This is a genomic window from Streptomyces sp. NPDC058637 (genome assembly GCF_042717325.1).
Taxonomy (GTDB): domain Bacteria; phylum Actinomycetota; class Actinomycetes; order Streptomycetales; family Streptomycetaceae; genus Streptomyces.
In genome coordinates, this window is sequence record NZ_JBHXRD010000011.1 from 101,258 (window position 1) to 117,008 (window position 15,751).

At 70.2% G+C, this 15,751-nt stretch carries 11 protein-coding genes; 5 read left to right on the plus strand and 6 right to left on the minus strand.

The features are described 5' to 3' along the window. Positions 1 to 18: 18 nt before the first annotated feature. A complete protein-coding gene (locus tag ACFWVP_RS13730; protein WP_384496346.1) occupies positions 19 to 339 on the minus strand; it encodes a hypothetical protein in 321 nt (106 codons plus the stop codon). A 128-nt stretch (positions 340 to 467) separates the two neighbouring features. Between ACFWVP_RS13730 and ACFWVP_RS13735 the strand changes: the two genes are divergently transcribed. Together ACFWVP_RS13735 and ACFWVP_RS13740 are read left to right on the plus strand one after the other, a co-directional pair. After that, complete coding sequence (locus ACFWVP_RS13735) at positions 468 to 1,196, plus strand: HNH endonuclease family protein (RefSeq protein ID WP_384496348.1); 729 nt, start codon at positions 468 to 470, stop codon at positions 1,194 to 1,196. 63 nt (positions 1,197 to 1,259) lie between these two features. Continuing rightward, complete coding sequence (locus ACFWVP_RS13740; protein WP_384496349.1) at positions 1,260 to 1,652, plus strand: ATP-binding protein; 393 nt, start codon at positions 1,260 to 1,262, stop codon at positions 1,650 to 1,652. 60 nt (positions 1,653 to 1,712) lie between these two features. Here ACFWVP_RS13740 and mfd read toward each other — a convergent pair whose 3' ends face one another. From mfd to ACFWVP_RS13755, 3 genes are all read right to left on the minus strand, one after another. Beyond that, on the minus strand, positions 1,713 to 5,267 hold the full coding sequence (mfd, locus tag ACFWVP_RS13745) for a transcription-repair coupling factor (protein WP_384496351.1): 3,555 nt from the start codon (positions 5,265 to 5,267) through the stop codon (positions 1,713 to 1,715). Between the two features lie 207 nt (positions 5,268 to 5,474). Next, positions 5,475 to 8,054 (minus strand): ABC transporter permease, encoded by a 2,580-nt coding sequence (locus tag ACFWVP_RS13750; RefSeq protein ID WP_384496353.1) that lies wholly within the window; start codon positions 8,052 to 8,054, stop codon positions 5,475 to 5,477. Further along, positions 8,051 to 8,839, minus strand: a complete 789-nt coding sequence (locus ACFWVP_RS13755) for an ABC transporter ATP-binding protein (protein WP_384496354.1) — start codon at positions 8,837 to 8,839, stop codon at positions 8,051 to 8,053. Before ACFWVP_RS13755 ends, ACFWVP_RS13750 begins: the two co-directional genes overlap by 4 nt. 726 nt (positions 8,840 to 9,565) lie before the next feature. On the opposite strand from ACFWVP_RS13755, the gene ACFWVP_RS13760 reads away from it, so the two are divergent. Further along, complete coding sequence (locus ACFWVP_RS13760; RefSeq protein WP_384496356.1) at positions 9,566 to 11,044, plus strand: MFS transporter; 1,479 nt, start codon at positions 9,566 to 9,568, stop codon at positions 11,042 to 11,044. A gap of 39 nt (positions 11,045 to 11,083) precedes the next feature. Here the strand turns inward: ACFWVP_RS13760 and ACFWVP_RS13765 are convergent, their stop codons facing one another. Next, the gene (locus tag ACFWVP_RS13765) at positions 11,084 to 11,704 is read right to left on the minus strand and encodes a helix-turn-helix domain-containing protein (RefSeq protein ID WP_384496358.1); all 621 of its coding nucleotides are present in this window, start codon (positions 11,702 to 11,704) and stop codon (positions 11,084 to 11,086) included. 338 nt (positions 11,705 to 12,042) lie between these two features. Between ACFWVP_RS13765 and ACFWVP_RS13770 the strand changes: the two genes are divergently transcribed. Beyond that, complete coding sequence (locus tag ACFWVP_RS13770; protein WP_384496359.1) at positions 12,043 to 13,491, plus strand: NCS2 family permease; 1,449 nt, start codon at positions 12,043 to 12,045, stop codon at positions 13,489 to 13,491. A gap of 152 nt (positions 13,492 to 13,643) precedes the next feature. Here the strand turns inward: ACFWVP_RS13770 and ACFWVP_RS13775 are convergent, their stop codons facing one another. Beyond that, a complete protein-coding gene (locus ACFWVP_RS13775) occupies positions 13,644 to 15,104 on the minus strand; it encodes an MFS transporter (protein WP_384496361.1) in 1,461 nt (486 codons plus the stop codon). A gap of 174 nt (positions 15,105 to 15,278) precedes the next feature. On the opposite strand from ACFWVP_RS13775, the gene ACFWVP_RS13780 reads away from it, so the two are divergent. After that, positions 15,279 to 15,731 (plus strand): MarR family winged helix-turn-helix transcriptional regulator, encoded by a 453-nt coding sequence (locus ACFWVP_RS13780; protein WP_384496363.1) that lies wholly within the window; start codon positions 15,279 to 15,281, stop codon positions 15,729 to 15,731. Positions 15,732 to 15,751 lie beyond the last annotated feature (20 nt).

The following is a 15,751-nucleotide window of genomic DNA, read 5'->3' on the forward strand; positions in this document are numbered from 1 at the left end:
TGCCGTACCGGCAGGCCCTCACAGCACGAACACGAGGACGAACGTCGGCACCAGGGCCATCAGGGCGCCCGCCGGCCAGTACACCCGCGGATCCAGCCCCGTCCTGCGCCGTACCGGCCTGTTGGCGAGCCACCAGACGAGGAGGAAGACCACGTTCACCGGCACGACGACCAGGAGCCACAGCAGCATCCCGTCGTTCTCCGTCGGCTCACGCCGGGTCCATCCCAGGTCCGCGAGCGGCCCGTTCGACACGTAGTACCAGAGCAGCCACACGGGCACGACACCGGGAACACCCAGCAGTACGTTCACGCCCACGGCCACCGGTATCCATTTCCACATGCGCCCAGTATTCACACCCCGGGCCGCGCTCCCCCGGCGCGCTTCCGGCAGGCGGCCGGGAGCCGTCCGGAACCGATGGTGCGGGCCCCCTGCCGCACCCACCCCACCGCCGCATACGCTGATGCGTCGTGACTTCCTTCGGCTCCTCACCCCGCGCCCGCCGCCTGCTTCCGATCACCGTTCTGACGCTGGCGGGTGCCCTCGCCCTGCCGGGCTGCGAGATCACGGCCGAGCCGGCGGACACGGCGCCCGGCCCGGTCTCCGCGGGTTCGGCGCTGAAGGCCACCGACGGCCTGACGGTGAAGGGCCGGGCACCCAGGGCGGGTTACGAGCGCGACGCGTTCGGGTCCGGCTGGCTCGACACCGACCGTAACGGCTGCGGGACCCGTGACGACATACTCGCCGCGCAGCTCGACGACGTCTCCCGGGACTCCGACGGGTGCAAGGTGCTGGGCGGGGTCCTCGACCCGGACCCCTACACGGGTGGCCGCGTCACCTTCGTACGCGGGCGCAGCAAGGTCGACATAGACCATCTCGTCGCCCTGTCCGACGCCTGGCAGAAGGGCGCGCAGAAGTGGAGCGACGAGAAGCGGCGGGCCTTCGCGAACGATCCGCTCAACCTCGTGGCGGCCGACTCCTCCGCCAACCGCCGCAAGGGCGACGGGGACACCGCGACCTGGCTGCCGCCCAACAAGGCGTACCGCTGCACCTATGTGGCGGGGCAGGTCGCGGTCAAGAGGAAGTACGAGCTGTGGGTGACCCGGGCCGAGAAGGACGCGATGACGAAGGTGCTGAAGTCCTGCCCGGACCGCAAGCTGCCCGGCGGCGGCAACCCCACGGAGCCCGGAGCCCGTTGACCGGGGCAGGGCTCCACGGCCCCGGCCCTTTGTCACAGCCCACGAGCACCGGGGTGAATCACCGTGCCTCTGCCGCAGCAACGACGCTTTCCCCGACGGAAGACGTCCGTCCGCGCCTCCCGCGATCTCGTGGTCGAGGTCCTCGCGGAGTGGCAGCTGACGCCCCTGATCGAGGACATGAGGCTCTGTGTCTCCGAGCTCGCGACCAACGCACTCCTGTACGGGGTCCCTCCCGGGAGGGAGTTCGCCGTCCGCCAGAGCGCCACGGATGAACTCGTACGGCTGGAGATCCGGGACAGCGGCGACGGTCGACCCGTCTGCCGGAATCCGGGCGGTGAAAGCTGCTCGGGGCGCGGCCTGTATCTCGCCGACCAAGTGGCCGCGGAGTTCGGCACCGATCATCACGTCGCCGGCAAGACCGTCCGGGTGGCGTTCAAGAGACCTCCTGTGCCGTAGCTCCCGGACGCGCAAAGGCCCCGCCGAACCCGGCGGGGCCGCACCGAACACCGCGACGCCCTACGACCCCAGAATCGTCGTGAGGAACTCCCCGGTCCACGAGAGGAGTTCGCGGCCCACCACCGGCTTGCCGCCGATCCGGCCCGCCGTCGGGCGGGGCACCAGGATCTGGTGGGCGGCCGGCTTGATGACCGTCTTCGGGTGCAGCCGCTTCAGCCGCAGCTCCTGCGACTCCCGCAGCTCCACCGGCGCGAACCGGATGTTCGGGCCCTGCAGCACGATCTCGCCGACCCCGCAGGCCCGGGCCAGCATCCGCAGACCGGCCACCAGCAGGAGGTTCTCCACCGGCTCGGGAAGCTTGCCGTAGCGGTCGGTGAGCTCCTCGCGGACGGACCTGATGTCGTCCTCCGAGTTCGCGGAGGCGATGGACCGGTACGCCTGGAGGCGCAGCCGCTCCCCCGGGGCGTAGTCGTGCGGGACGTGCGCGTCGACGGGGAGCTCGATCTTGACCTCCAGCGGCGGCTCCTCCTCGACCCCGCCGTCGACCGCCGCCCGGTAGTCGGCCACCGCCTCGCCCACCATCCGGATGTACAGGTCGAAGCCCACGCCCGCGATGTGGCCGGACTGTTCCCCGCCGAGCATGTTTCCGGCGCCGCGGATCTCCAGGTCCTTCATCGCCACGTACATGCCCGCGCCCATCTCGGTGTGCTGGGCGATCGTCGCCAGGCGCTCGTGCGCGGTCTCGGTGAGGGGCTTCTCCGGCGGGTACAGGAAGTAGGAGTAGCCCCGGTCCCGGCCACGGCCGACCCGGCCGCGCAGCTGGTGCAGCTGGGAGAGGCCGAAGTTGTCGCCGCGCTCCACGATCAGCGTGTTGGCGTTGGAGATGTCGATGCCGGACTCGACGATCGTCGTGGAGACGAGCACGTCGAACTTCTTCTCCCAGAAGTCGACGACGACCTGCTCCAGCGCGCTCTCGCCCATCTGCCCGTGCGCCGTGGCGATCCGTGCCTCGGGCACGATCTCGCGCAGCCGTGCCGCGGCCCGGTCGATGGACTCGACCCGGTTGTGGATGTAGAACACCTGGCCCTCACGCAGGAGTTCTCGCCGGACGGCCGCACCGATCTGCTTCTCCTCGTACGGCCCGACGAAGGTGAGGACGGGGTGCCGCTCCTCCGGGGGCGTCGTGATCGTCGACATCTCGCGGATGCCGGTGACGGCCATTTCGAGCGTACGGGGGATGGGCGTCGCGGACATGGTGAGCACGTCGACGTTGGCGCGGAGCTTCTTCAGCTGCTCCTTGTGCTCGACGCCGAAGCGCTGCTCCTCGTCGACGATGACCAGGCCCAGGTCCTTGAACTTCGTCTCCGACGAGAACAGCCGGTGCGTGCCGATGACCAGGTCCACGGACCCGTCCTTCAGCCCCTCCAGTGTCGCCTTCGACTCGGTCTCGGACTGGAAGCGGCTCAGCGCCCGTACGTTGACGGGGAACTGGGCGTACCGCTCGGTGAACGTGCCGAAGTGCTGCTGGACCAGGAGCGTCGTCGGGACGAGGACGGCGACCTGCTTGCCGTCCTGGACCGCCTTGAAGGCCGCGCGGACCGCGATCTCCGTCTTGCCGTAACCGACGTCGCCGCAGATCAGCCGGTCCATCGGGACGGACTTCTCCATGTCCTCCTTGACCTCGGCGATCGTGGACAGCTGGTCGGGCGTCTCCGCGTACGGGAAGGCGTCCTCCAGCTCGCGCTGCCACGGGGTGTCCGGGGCGAAGGCGTGGCCGGGGGCAGCCATCCGCGCGGAGTACAGCTTGATCAGGTCGGCGGCGATCTCCTTGACGGCCTTCTTGGCCCGCTGCTTGGTCTTGGTCCAGTCGGCGCCGCCGAGCCGGTGCAGGGTGGGTGCCTCGCCGCCGACGTACTTGGTGACCTGCTCCAGCTGATCGGTCGGGATGTAGAGGCGGTCGCCGGGCTGGCCGCGCTTGGCGGGGGCGTACTCGACGAGGAGGTACTCGCGGGTCGCGCCCTGCACGGTGCGCTGCACCATCTCGATGTAGCGGCCGACACCGTGCTGCTCGTGGACGATGTAGTCGCCTGCTTGGAGGGTCAGCGGGTCGACGGACTTGCGGCGGCGGGCCGGCATCCGGCCCAGATCCTTGCTCGCGGTGCGCTGGCCGGTCAGGTCCGTCTCGGTCAGCACGGCGAGTCGCAGGCCGTGGTCGACGAAGCCGTGGTCGAGGGCGCCGCACGCGACGTGCACGAGCGACGGGGCGATCTCGGCGAGGTCCTGGTCGATGCGGGCGGCGATGCCCTCGCCGCCGAGGACGCCGGCGATGCGGGAGGCCGTCCCGTGCCCCTCGGTGACGTACACCGTGCGCCAGCCGTCGGCCAGCCAGCCCTTGGTGTCGGCGAGCGCCCGGGCGGTGTCGCCGCGGTACGTCTCCGGGGCGCGCATCCCCAGCTTCAGGGTGTCGCCCGGCGCGTCGGCGGCTGATGTCCCTGTCAGCTCGTCGTCCGCGGCGAACGGGGACGTGGACCACCACATCATGCCCAGCTCGCGGGCGTGGTCACGCACCTCCGCGATGCCCCGCAGGGAGGCCGCGCCGACATCGATCGGGGCCTCGCCGCCGCCCGCGGTGGCCGCCCACGACGCCTGCAGGAACTCCTGGCTGGTCGCGACGAGGTCGGCCGCCCGGGTCCGTACCCGTTCCGGGTCGCAGACCAGCGCCATGGAGCCCTTCGGCAGCACGTCGAGCAGGAGTTCCATCTCGTCGACCAGGACCGGCGCGAGGGACTCCATGCCCTCGACGGCGATCCCCTCGGCGATCTTGTTCAGCAGCTCCCCCAGCTCGGGGTGGGCCTCGGCGAGCGCCGCGGCCCTCTCGCGCACGTCCGCGGTGAGCAGCAGTTCCCGGCAGGGCGGCGCCCACAGCCCGTGCTCGGCGACCTCCAGGGAACGCTGGTCGGCGATCTTGAAGTAGCGGATCTCCTCGACGTCGTCGCCCCAGAACTCCACCCGCAGGGGGTGCTCCTCGGTCGGCGGGAAGACGTCCAGGATTCCGCCGCGCACGGCGAACTCTCCGCGCTTCTCGACGAGCTCGACCCGGGCGTACGCGGCGGCGGCGAGCGCGTCCACGACCTCGCCCAGATCGGCGGTCTGCCCGCTGCTCAACGCCACCGGCTCCAGGTCGCCGAGCCCCTTGACCTGCGGCTGGAGCACGGAGCGGATCGGTGCGACGACCACGCTGACGGGGCCGGTCTCCGGGTCGTCCGGCCGGGGGTGCGCGAGACGGCGCAGGACGGCGAGGCGGCGGCCCACGGTGTCCGAGCGGGGCGAGAGCCGCTCGTGGGGCAGGGTCTCCCAGGAGGGGAACTCCGCGACGGTGTCCGGCGGCAGCAGCGTCCGCAGCGCGGCCGCCAGGTCCTCGGCCTCCCGGCCCGTCGCGGTGACGGCGAGCACGGTCCGCCCGGCCTCGCGGGCCAGGGCGGCCACGACGAAGGGACGGGCGGCGGGCGGGCCGACCAGGTCGACATGGGTCCGGTGGCCGTCGGCGGCGGCCTTCACCGCTTCGGAGAGCGCCGGGTCGGTGACGACGACGTCCAGCAGACCGTGCAGGCTCATGAAGGCATTCCGTCCGGTGGGGCGAGGTGGGCAACGCGAAGGGCCCGACACGTGGGACGGGCCGGGGCTTCCCAGCGTACGACTCCGGGGTGGGTGCCGCTCCCGCAACGGGAGTCCCCGAGGCACCTCACACGCGGGAATCCGGCCCCGGGGGCGTTCGCAGGAACGCCCCCGGGGCCGGATCAGGTCATGCCGCCTCCGCCGGATTCACCCGTCGGTGGCGATCGCGTTCAGGACGTTCATCCGGCCGGCCCGGAAGGCCGGGACCAGCGCGGCGAACAGCCCGACGAAGGCCGAGGCGACGAACACCGTGAGGATCGTCGGCCACGGGATCTCCAGGACGCCGAGGCCCTCCAGGGCCAGCAGCTTCTGGGCCGAGGTGCCCCAGCCCATGCCCAGCCCGAGTCCGAGCAGGGCACCGAACAGGGCGATGACCACGGACTCCAGCCGGATCATGCGCCGCAGCTGGCGGCGGGAGAGGCCGATCGCCCGCATCAGGCCGATCTCGCGGGTCCGCTCGACCACGGACAGGGCCAGGGTGTTCACCACGCCGAGCACCGCGACGATGATCGCCAGGGCGAGCAGGCCGTACACGATGTTCAGCAGCTGGCCGATCTGGTCCTTCAGGTCCTGCTTGAAGTCGGCCTGGTTCTGCACCTTGTACTGCGGGTACTCGGCGAGAGCGCTCTTGATGGCCGTGTACGCCTCCTTCTCCTTGCCGTCCTTCGCCTTGGCGAACATGAGCATGTTCTCGGGCATCCGGTCGGCGGGAAGGTACTGCTCGACGGTCGTGATGTTGGTGTACATCGCGCCCTTGTCCACGTTCGTCTCGTCCGAGGTGATCGCGGCGACCTTCAGCTTCGCCGTGTCGCCGGCCTTGAACGCGACCGTGATCTCGTCCCCGATCTCGATCCCGTGCCGGACGGCGTAGTCGTCGCCGACCGACATCGCGTCCTTGCCGTACGCGTCACCGAGGTCACCGGCGACCGTCGTGCGCCGGAGGTCGTCCTGGTACGTCGGGTCGGCGGCGACGACGCCCTCGTCCTCCGTCTTTCCGTCGGGGGAGGTGAGCTTCGCGCCGACGGACCTGTAGTCGGTGACGTGCTCGATGCCGGGCGCCTTCTTGATGGCCTGTGCCGCCTGCGGCACGATCAGCTGCCCGGTGCTCGACTGGACGATGAAGTCCGTGCCGACCGACTTGTCCAGTTCCTCGGTGGCCGAGGCGACCATGGACGAGCCGACGACCGAGAGACAGGCCACCAGGGCCAGACCGATCATCAGTGCCGCACCGGTCGCTCCCGTACGCCGCGGGTTGCGCAGCGCGTTGCGTTCCGCCAGCCGGCCGACCGGGCCGAAGAGCCGCAGGACGACGGCACCGAGCGCCCGCACCACCACTCCGGCGAGCAGCGGGCCGATCACGATGAAGCCGATGAGGGTGAGGACCACGCCCAGGCCGAGGAAGAGCGAACCCTCGCTCGCCTTGTCGGCCCGCGTCGTCGCCCACAGGGCCGCCGCACCCGCACCGGTGAGGACCAGACCGATTCCGGCGCGGATCCAGCCGGACCTCGCGTCCGCCGGGGTCCCGGCGTCACGCAGGGCCGCCATCGGGGAGACCTTGCCGGCGCGACGGGCCGGGATGTAGGCGGCGAGGACGGTCACGACGACACCGAGCGCGAGCCCGATGGCCGGGGTGGTCCAGGCGATGGTGAGGTCACTGGTGGACAGCTCCATGCCCATGGCGCCCATGAGCTTCATCAGCCCGACGGCCAGGCCGACCCCGGCGCCCACGCCGAGTACGGATCCGAAGATGCCGAGGAGCACCGCTTCCACCAGCACGGACCGGTTGACCTGCTTGCGGCTGGAACCGATGGCCCGCATCAGGCCGATCTCGCGGGTGCGCTGGGCGACCAGCATGGAGAAGGTGTTGACGATCAGGAAGATGCCGACCAGGAAGGCGATCCCGGCGAAGCCGAGCATCGCGTACTTCATGACGTCCAGGAAGGAACCCATGGAGTCCTTGTTGGCCGCGGCGGACTCGTCCTGGGTCTGCAGCTTGTACGTGCCCGCGCCCAGGGCGGAGGCGACGTTCTTCTTCAACCGCTCGTCGTCGACGCCGGATTCGGCCTGGACGGAGATGTGGGTGAAGACACCGGGCCTGCCCAGCAGCTTCTGCTGGGCGGTGGCCGTGTCGAAGTGGACGACGGCCGCACCCGGGTTGGTCACGGTGAAGGCGGTGATGCCGCTGATCCTCGCCTTGATGTCACCGGTGACGGCCACGGTCCGCAGCTCGTCACCGATCTTCAGGCCGTGCTTCTCGGCGGTGTCGGCGTCGACCATGACCTCGGTCGGGCCGCGCGGCGCGTGACCGGAGGCGATCTCCATGGAACGCAGGTCGTTCCGCGTCCAGTTGCCGGCGATCGTCGGGGCACCGGTCTCGGAGCCCATGTTCTTGTTGTGGCTGTCGACGACCGTGACGGACATGCTCATGACGCCGCCTTCGGCGTCCTTCACCCCGTCGGCCTTCCCGACCTGGGCGAGGACGGAGGCGGGCAGCGCTTCGGGCCGGCCGTTCTCCGGCAGCTCGTCGGCGCCCTCGGCAGTCTTCGGGGTGACGGTGACATCGGCCGACGACGCGGCGAAGAGCTTGTCGAACGTGGTGTTCATCGTGTCGGTGAAGACGAGCGTGCCGCACACGAACGCCACCGACAGCAGGACGGCCACGGCGGAGAGCGCCATCCGGCCCTTGTGCGCGAGGAAGTTGCGCATCGAGGTCTTCCAGACGGTCATGACGTCCGCCCGCGCGCGTCGAAGTCCTTCATGCGGTCGAGGACCTGATCGGCCGTCGGGTTCCGCATCTCGTCGACGATGACTCCGTCCGCGAGGTACAGCACCCGGTCCGCGTAGGAGGCGGCCACCGGGTCGTGGGTGACCATGACGATGGTCTGGCCGAGCTCGTCGACCGACCTGCGCAGGAAGGACAGCACCTCGGCGCCGGCCCGCGAGTCCAGGTTCCCGGTCGGCTCGTCACCGAAGATGATCTCCGGCCGGGCGGCCAGGGCGCGGGCCACCGCGACACGCTGCTGCTGGCCGCCGGAGAGCTCCGTCGGACGGTGCTTCAGCCGCTCGGCGAGACCGACGGTCTCGACGACCTGCTGCAGCCAGGCCGCGTCGGGCTTGCGGCCCGCGATGTCCATCGGCAGCGTGATGTTCTCCAGCGCGTTGAGCGTCGGGAGCAGGTTGAACGCCTGGAAGATGAAGCCGATGCGGTCCCGGCGCAGCTGGGTGAGCTTCTTGTCCTTGAGGCTGGTGATCTCCGTGTCCGCGAGGTGGATCTCGCCCGAGGTGACAGTGTCCAGACCGGCCAGGCAGTGCATGAGTGTCGACTTGCCGGAGCCGGACGGGCCCATGATCGCGGTGAACTGCCCGCGCTCGATGTCCACATCGACATGGTCGAGCGCGACGACCCGGGTCTCCCCCACGCCGTATGCCTTGACGACCTGCCGCGCTCGCGCCGCGACGGCCGTACGCCCTCCAGTGCCCCCGTGCCTGGGAATGGTTACAGCCGTTGTCACGGTTTTTCTCCTATGTCGGTCGATGCCCGAACGTCTCTGGGTACGTTCCGAGTCTCGGGTGCGAAGGGGGTCCGGCGCGCTGGTGCCCAGCGCAGTCTTCGGGTGGGGTTTTCCCCACCCCGCCCTCTGCGGTCAGCCGCAATGCGCGGTGTAGGAACACGGTAAGGAGCGGGGCCTTCCCGGCACGTCCTCCGGCGGGAGGAACGACCCCTGGGCGGAACCACGGAGCTCCCCCTAGGGGTATCGGCTTCCGGGGAGAGACCGGGGTAGGGGATCGCGCCGGAGTCTCACCCTTCGACCGCCCGCTGTCGTCCGGTCGTCGGCGGTGGGACAGTGACCCCGAGAAATTAGGTGTACAGGGAAGGAAACCCCGTGGGCGGTACCGACGGCACGGACAGCGCGGACGGCGTGGGGGGTACGGGGCGTACGGGCGGTGTGGGCGGGGCCGGCGGCGGTCCGGGCCGGGCCGTCGGCCCGGTGGAGTCAACCGGCTCCGGGACAGCCGCCGGAGGGACCCAAGGGGCGGCAGAGGCCGAAGGAGCGGGAGAGGCCGAGGGGGCGGGAGAGGGCATAGGGGTCAGAGGGGCCGAAGGGGTCGGGGAGGTCGGAGGGACTGAAGAGACCGGAACGGCCGGAAGAGTCAGAGAGACCGGGGGGACCAAAGAGGCCGGAGAGCCCGAAGGGTCCGCCACCGCCCGCAGTCGCCGTCCCGTCGCCGTCGCGCTCATGCTCGGGATGGGCCTCGTCGCCATCGACAGCACCATCGTCGCGACCGCCGTCCCGCAGATCGTCGGCGACCTCGGCGGCTTCGCCCTCTTCTCCTGGCTCTTCTCCGGGTATCTGCTCGCCGTGACGGTCACGCTGCCGGTGTACGGAAAGCTCTCCGACACCTTCGGCCGCAAGCCGGTCCTGGTCGGCGGCGTCATCCTCTTCCTGGCCGGCTCCCTGCTCTGCGCGGCGGCCTGGAACATGGCCGCGCTCATCGCCTTCCGCGTCGTCCAGGGCCTGGGCGGTGGCGCGCTCCAGGGGACGGTGCAGACCATCGCCGCCGACCTCTACCCCCTCAGGGAACGTCCGAGGATCCAGGCCAAGCTGTCGACCGTCTGGGCCACCTCCGCCGTCGCCGGCCCGGCGGTCGGCGGGCTGCTCGCCGCGTACGCCGACTGGCGCTGGATCTTCCTGATCAACCTGCCGATCGGCGGGGTCGCCCTCTGGCTGGTGGTCCGTCACCTCCACGAGCCCGCCCGGCCGCGCCCCGCCACGCGCCCCCGTATCGACTGGGCGGGCGCCCTCGCCGTCTTCGCCACCGGCACCCTCCTGCTGACGGCGCTCGTCCAGGGCGGGGTCGCCTGGCCCTGGCTGTCCGTCCCTTCCCTTGGACTGCTGGGTGCCGCCGCGGTTCTCGCCTGCCTGACCGTCGTGATCGAACGGCGCGCCGCCGAACCGATCATCCCCGGCTGGGTCTGGCGGCGCCGCACCATCGCCTCGGTCAATCTGGCCCTCGGCGCGATGGGACTGCTGATGGTCGCGCCGACCGTCTTCGTTCCGACGTACGCCCAGTCGGTCCTCGGGCTGGGCCCGGTAGCCGCCGGCTTCGTCCTCTCCGTCATGACGCTGAGCTGGCCGTTGTCCGCGGCACTCGCCGACCGGGTCTACAACCGCATCGGCTTCCGGCGCACCGCGATCACGGGTATGACCGGTGCCCTGCTCGCCCTGGGCGCCTTCCCGCTGATCCCCTACCCCGGGGCCGCCTGGCAGCCCGCCCTGCTCATGCTGCTGCTCGGCGGGGCGCTCGGTCTCTTCCAGCTCCCGCTGATCGTCGGGGTCCAGTCCACCGTCGGCTGGTCGGAGCGGGGGACGACGACGGCGTCCGTCCTGTTCTGCCGTCAGGTCGGCCAGAGCGTCGGCGCCGCGCTCCTCGGGGCGGTGGCCAACTCCGCACTCGCCTCCCGGCTGGCGGACGCCCCCGTCGCGGGACTCCCCGACGACCTGGACGGCGTCTCCCGCGCCCTGGCGGATCCGGACGCCCCGACCGCGGTGGTGACCGACCATCTGCGCCGTGCCGTCGACACCGCGACCGACCACGTCTTCACCGGCGCGGCCATGGCGGCCGTACTGGCCCTGCTCGTCCTGGTGTTCGTCACCCCGCGCCGCTTCCCGGTACTGGCCGAGCACGAGGACAGCACCCCGGCCCCCAGGGACTGAGCGGCGGGAACCGGCCCGGACCGCCCGGACGGGGACCGGCTACGAGTATTCCGACAGCCTGGCCCAGAAGTGGTCGACGATCTCCTCGACGTAGCGCCGCCCGTTCTCGCCGGACGCGGTGCTGCCGCTGGCCCGGCTGAGTGTGGCCGCCATGAGCGCCTGGTACTCCTGGTACATGGAGTCCAGCGGCTCGCCCAGCTGCTTGCGGTCCATGGAGATGAGCTTGGCGATGGCTCGAACATGCGCCTGCCACCGGGTGCTGACGGCTTCGGTGAGCAGGCGGGCCAGCTCGTCCTCGAGCCCGGTGATGGCGATGTAGTCGCGGGGCGGCAGGCGGAGCAGGGTGCCGAGCTTCGCGGACTGCCTCTTGTCACCGGTCCACCGGCCGGCCTCCTCCATACGGACGTAGGCGTCCAGGGGCAGACCCGTACCACGGGCGACGTCCTCGGCCGGCATCCCGCAGGCGATGCGGTGCTCGCGCAACGTCCGTGGGTGCCCCATGATCTCGCGCGGATGACACCACAACGCCCCCGCCAACGCCGCGAGTTCATTTGCATCGGGCAGCGCGGTGCCGCGTTCCCACGCCGCGATGTGATCGGGCGTGACATGGGCCGTCCCGAAGGAGGCCCTCATTCCGTAGGCGACGTGACCGTGGGCCATCCCGAGCTTTTCACGCAGGGCTCGGGCAGCGCGCGCATTGAAAGGGAGCGGAGGGTGCACGCACAGAACGTAGGCGCATCGTCACGGGTAAAGCCATGCCCGCTGTCTCCTGAATCACGGTTTGACTCCATAGATCACCGGCGATTTCGTAGGAAACTACAGGGCGTTTTGAGCCATCAAATGCAACCTCCTGCAAGGTCCTTGCTGGTGCAGGCACGGCACGTATGATCCGCTCGCAAGGCGCCGCATGTGTGTTCGCACAACTGCCTGTCACCCTGCCGGGCAGCAGCGGTTTCCCCTTCCCCCCCTTGTCCGTTGCAGGCCCAGGAGACACTCCCATGCACCCCAGCAAGACCAGTCCGGCCGAGATACCACCGACCAGATCCGGGGGCGGCGCCCTCGACCGGTTCTTCCGCATCACCGAACGCGGATCGACCTACGCCCGGGAAGTCCGCGGCGGTTTCGCCACCTTCTTCACCATGGCGTACATCCTCGTGCTCAACCCGATCATCCTCGGCAGCGCGAAGGACAAGTTCGGCGAGCAGCTCGACACCGTTCAGCTGGTGACCGCCACCGCCCTCGTGGCCGCGGTGATGACCCTGATCATGGGTGTGGGCGGCAACCTGCCGCTCGCCCTGGCCGCGGGCCTGGGCATCAACGCCGTCGTCGCGTATCAGGTCGCCCCCCTCATGGCCTGGGACGACGCGATGGGCCTCATCGTGCTCGAGGGCCTGCTGATCTGCGTACTCGTCGCGACGGGCCTGCGCGAAGCGATCATGCACGCCATCCCACAGGCTCTCAAACAAGCCATCAGCGTCGGCATCGGTCTGTTCATCGCCTTCATCGGCTTCGTCGACGCCGGGTTCGTCACCCGTATCCCGGACGCCGCGAACTCGACCGTTCCCGTCCAGCTCGGCACCGGCACCCTCACGGGCTGGCCCATGCTCATCTTCTGCCTCGGCGTGATCATGACGGTCGTGCTCCTCGCCCGCAAGGTCAAGGGCGCGATCCTCATCAGCATCGTCGTGATGACCGTCCTCTCCATCGTCGTCAACTCGCTCGCCGACGTGAAGTCCTGGGGCCTGACCGTCCCCGCCATGCCCGACAAGCCCGTCGCCGCACCCGACTTCGGGCTGCTCGGCCAGTTCGACCTGCTCGGCTCGTTCGGCCAGATCAGCGTCCTGACGGTCGTCCTGCTCATCTTCACCCTCATCCTGTCGGACTTCTTCGACACGATGGGCACCGTCGTCGGCGTCACCGCCGAGGCCGGACTCCTCGACGAACGCGGCCAGGTCCCCGGCCTGGGCCGGGTCCTGCTGATCGACGGCGCGGCCGCGGTCGCCGGTGGTGCCGCGTCCTCCTCGTCGGCCACCACGTACGTCGAGTCCGCCGCGGGTGTCGGCGAGGGCGCGCGCACCGGATTCGCCAACCTCATCACGGGCGGCATGTTCGCCCTGGCGCTCTTCTTCGCCCCCCTGCTGACCATCGTGCCCATGCAGGCCGCCTCACCCGCACTCGTCGCGGTCGGGTTCCTGATGATGACCCAGGTCAAGCACATCGACTGGGACCGCTACGAGCTCGCCGTCCCGGCGTTCCTCACCATCGCCGTCATGCCGTTCACGTACTCCATCACCAACGGCATCGGCGCGGGCTTCGTCTCCTACGTCATCATCAAGGCGTGCCTGGGCAAGGCCCGTGAGGTCCACTGGCTGCTCTGGGGCACCGCGACGCTCTTCCTCATCTACTTCGCGATCGACCCGCTGGAACAGATCCTCGGCATCAAGTAACACGCCGAGCACCGCCGAGGCGGTCTCCCGGGGTACGAACACACCACCCGGGAGAACCGTGTCGGCCCGAGTCCGTACGCCGAACTGCCCGGTTCCGGAGCCCTCGTGGGGTCCGGAACCGGGCAGTTCGGCGTACGGGAACGCGTGCCGGGTCAGTTCTTGACCGCGGCGACCTCCGGCGAGGCGGGCTCGTCGGTCTTCTCGCCGGTGGTGGGGGCGGACCCGCGGACCGCCGGGATGAACGCCGCGATCGCCACGGCGACCAGGGCGACACCGCAGCCGAACATCAGGCCGGTGCGGAACCCGTCCTCGGAGGTGAGGGTGAAGCCACCCGCCTCCATCGTCATCTGCGAGAGGACCGCGCCGATGACCGCGGCACCGATCGAGGTGCCGAGGGCGCGCATGAGGGTGTTGAACCCGTTCGCCGCGGCCGTCTCGGAGGCCGGGACGGCACTCATGATGAGAGCGGGCATCGCGCCGTAGGCGAGGCCGACGCCGCTGCTGCTGACCATGAGGAACAGCATCAGGCCCCAGGCGGAGCCCATCAGGAGGATGCCCAGCCCGTAGGCGACGGCGATGACCGCGACACCGGAGATCAGGGTGAACTTCGGCCCGCGGGCGTCGGTGAGCTTTCCGCCGAGCGGGGAGACCAGCATCATCATGAGGCCACCGGGGGCCATCCACAGGCCCGCCTGGAGCATCGACTGGCCCAGGCCGAAGCCGGTGGCCTCGGGGAACTGCAGCAGTTGCGGCGCGATCAGCATGCCGGCGTACATGCCGAAGCCGACGAAGAGCGACGCGATGTTGGTGATGAGCACGCGCGGGCGGGCCGTGGTCCGCAGGTCCACCAGCGGCTCCCTGGTCCGCATCTCCCAGAATCCCCAGGCCAGGAGCACCACGACGGAGGCCACGAACAGGCCGAGGGTCGTCGCGGAGGCCCAGCCCCACTCGGCGCCCTTGGACACGGCGAGGAGCAGACAGACCAGTCCGACGGCCAGACCGATGGCGCCCGGCGCGTCGAAACGCTGCCCCTCGGCGCCGGCCGGGACGTCCGGGATCAGGAACCAGATCAGGGCGAGGACGATGAGGGCCAGCACGGCGGAGCCCCAGAAGAGCACCCGCCAGTTCGCGTACTGGGCGACCGCCGAGGCGATCGGCAGGCCGAGGGCGCCGCCGATGCCCATGGAGGCGCTGACCAGGGCGATGGAGGAGCTCAGCTTCTCCTTCGGCACCACGTCACGCAGCAGGGCGATGCCGAGCGGCACCATGCCCATGCCCATGCCCTGCAGGCCGCGTCCGACGATCATGGGTACGACGGAGGACGCGAGCGCGCACACCACCGAACCGATGATCAGCGGTACGGCGCACACGAGCAGCATCCGGCGCTTGCCCAGCAGGTCGCCCAGTCGTCCGGAGACCGGCACACAGACGGCCGAGACCAGCAGGGTGGCGGTGATCACCCAGGCGGCGTTGGAGGAGGACGTGTCGAGGAGTTGCGGCAGTTCCGCGATCAGCGGGGTGACCAGGGTCTGCATGATCGCCGCCACGATGCCGGCGAAGGCGAGCGTGGCGATCACACCGCCTGACCTGGCTGTCGGCTGGGGGGCATCCATAAAGGGGGAACTCCTTGACGCTTGTCTGCTCACAGGCCACCGGATGCGGCAATGTGTATCGTACACGTCGAGTGTGTCATGCATGTTATGTGTCTCATGCATGTCCTGTGAGATCATGGGGCGGGCCACGGAGTCAACCCGCGCGAACGGCCCCGGAGCAGGAGGCGAGAGGACATGGCCAGGCCCACCTACGAGGTCGAGTACGAGCAGATGCTGCTCGGGCGCCACGAGCTCGCCCACAAGGGCGGACGCCACAGGGCCGCGCTCCTGGACCGAAGCGCCTACATCCTCCTGAGCCGCATCCGTGTCCAGGGGCCGATGTCCATCGGCGAGCTGAGCGACGCGTTCGGCCTCGACGCGTCCACCCTCAACCGGCAGACCGCCACCGCGATGCACACCGGCCTCATCGAGCGCATCGCGGACCCGGCGGGCGGGATGGCCCGGAAGTTCCGGATGACCGACGAGGGCCTGCGCCTGCTCACGGCGGAACGCGAGCGCGTGGTCAGCGCCCTGGACCGGGTGATGAACGACTGGCCGGACGAGGACATCGCCGCCTTCGCCGGCTACCTCAAGCGCTTCAACAACGGCATCGAGGACCTCTCCCGGCGCCCCTGGCCACGCCCGTGACGGACCACCGCGCTGCGGTC